Source organism: Frankia sp. AgKG'84/4, from assembly GCF_023242965.2.
Taxonomy (GTDB): Bacteria; Actinomycetota; Actinomycetes; order Frankiales; family Frankiaceae; genus Frankia.
In genome coordinates this window covers 1-2,057 of the sequence record NZ_JALKFU020000956.1, presented here as the reverse complement: position 1 = coordinate 2,057, position 2,057 = coordinate 1, and the positions used below count along the sequence as shown (strand labels likewise).

The window sequence follows — 2,057 nt, the reverse complement described above, 5'->3', positions numbered from 1 at the left end:
GGCCCGGCGCCGGCGCGTGCTGGGGGTCGGCGTCGCCGTGGCCGCCTGCGCCGGGCTGCTTTACCTCGCCGGCCACGACCCGCACGACCCGGCGATCCCGATGCCCCTGTGTCCGGTGCGCCATCTGACCGGCCTGGACTGCCCGGCGTGTGGCTCCCTGCGGGCCGTGCACAGCCTGCTTCACGGCCACCTCGGCGCCGCCGGCCGCGACAACGCCTTCGCACTCGCCTGCGCGCCGCTGCTCACCGCCCTGCTCGCGCGCCAGGGCCGCGCGGTGTGGCAGGGTCGGTACGCCCCGGTGCCGGCGCCGCTGGCCTACGGGCTCGGCGGCGCGGCGCTGGCCTGGATGGCGCTGCGCAACCTGTGGGGATGATCGGTCTGTGGGGATGATCGGTGGGGCGCCGGGGTGACGTCAACGGCGTTGATTATCTTGGTGGGGGTGCGGCGGCGCCCACCCGCCGCATCCCTGGGCGCCGGCTACGGCGACGGGTGCCCCGCCGCGGCCTCGCCGGGGAGCTGCGCCGTCCGGTCGTCGCCGATGGTCCGCTCCCCTGCCGCGTCCCGCTCCCCTTCCGCCGCGCGCGGCGCGGCACTCCCGGGGCGGGCGGGGAAGGAGATGGTGTCGAGCAGCGTCCGCAGCCGCGGTGGGATCACCGTCGGTGCCTCGTCGACGAGGTGCACCATGACGGTGTCGGACAGCCCGAGGCAGACCCCGTCGCGGAACAGGCCCGAGACGTGGGTGAACGACGTCCGGCCGACGCGGCCGACGCCGCCGCCGAGGGTGTAGGTGCCCGGGAACGTCGCCCCGTGCAGGAAATCGATGGCCGTGCGGGCGACCGACAGGGTGAACGGCCGGGTCGTCGCCGGCTCGTCGCCGAACAGTGCCAGGTGGATCGCGAGGCGCGCGTCCTCGTAGTACGACGCCAGCGCGACGTTGTCCAGCTGCCGGTTGAGGTGCAGGTCGCCGTAGCGGGCGGTGACGCTGTGACTGGCAGGGTAGCTGGCGAGACTGAGCCGCTGAGGGTCACGTTTCGGATCCATGGTGACACTGTGCACACCCGGCCGCCGGCCTGGCCGGGGGCCTGCCCGCCGCGGCGCCCACCCCCACCGGCGCGCTACCCGCGGTGACGGAACGCGGGCCGGGACGGGCGGTGCGGGACGGTTCACCCCAGTGGTGTGCCGGCGACGATCGTGTGTCGCACGGCAGCGCTCGACGGGTCGGCGAGCACCGCCGCCAGTGGCCGGTCCAGCAGGCACAGGTCCGCGGCCGCTCCCACCCTGACCGCGCGCGGGCGGGCCGGGTCGCCCGGTGCGCCGAGGAACAGGGCCAGGGCAGCGGCGGCGCTGAGCCGCTGCGCCGCGCCGAGCGTGACGCCGCCCGCGGTGCGCCGGTCGATGGCCGCGCGGATCGCCCGCCACGGGTCGGGATCGCCGAACGGCGCGTCGGTGCCGGCGGCCAGGCGGATGCCGGCGCGGGCCAGCGACGCCGCCGGGTAGAGCGTGGCCGGGTCCTCCTCGGTGACGTCGGCGAGGTAGCGGTCGCCGCGCTCGGCGATGAAGTTCGGCTGCGTGACGACGGTCAGCCCGGCGCGGCGCAGCACGCCGTACAGCTCCGCTGGCACGACCGCGGCGTGTTCCAGGCGGTCCCCCGGGGCATGCCCGGCCAGCTCGAGCGCGGCGAGGGTGAGCACCGTCTGCGTCCGGGTGACGCAGTGCACCGCGACCGGGTGCCCGTCGCGGTGGGCGGCGGCGAAGCGTTCGGCGAGCGCGGCGAGGTCGGGCAGCCGGTCGTCATCGAGGATGATTTTCACCGGGCCGTCGAGGACCCCGCCCCCACCCGGTCCAGGCCCGGGCCGCGTCCTGCCCGGTGGCGCACTCCCAGGCCGCGGGCCTGCTGGTTCCGGGCGCATGAGCAGAAGTCGCTGGGGCAGGGCTGCGGTCCGGGCGGCGTCGGCGAGCAGCCGGTGCTCGGCCTGGGAGCGCCCCGGGGTGGCGTCGGTGAACCCGGTGATGCCCGTGGCGGCGGCGCGCCGGCCGAGCGCGGCGAGGTCCACGCC

Annotated in this window: 3 protein-coding genes; 1 reads left to right on the top strand and 2 read right to left on the bottom strand. The window is 76.9% G+C overall.

From position 1 onward, the window contains the following. On the top strand, nucleotides 1–373 hold a 373-nt coding region (locus MXD58_RS26315), incomplete at its 5' end, for a DUF2752 domain-containing protein (RefSeq protein WP_374616667.1). Nucleotides 374–477: 104 nt separating this feature from the next. On the opposite strand, the gene MXD58_RS26310 is transcribed toward MXD58_RS26315, so the two are convergent. Further along, nucleotides 478–1,041 (bottom strand): acyl-CoA thioesterase family protein, encoded by a 564-nt coding sequence (locus MXD58_RS26310; protein ID WP_248837028.1) that lies wholly within the window; start codon nucleotides 1,039–1,041, stop codon nucleotides 478–480. Between the two features lie 122 nt (nucleotides 1,042–1,163). Beyond that, nucleotides 1,164–2,057, bottom strand: an 894-nt coding sequence (locus tag MXD58_RS26305; protein ID WP_250610453.1) for an amidohydrolase family protein, incomplete at its 5' end; no start/stop codon positions are given.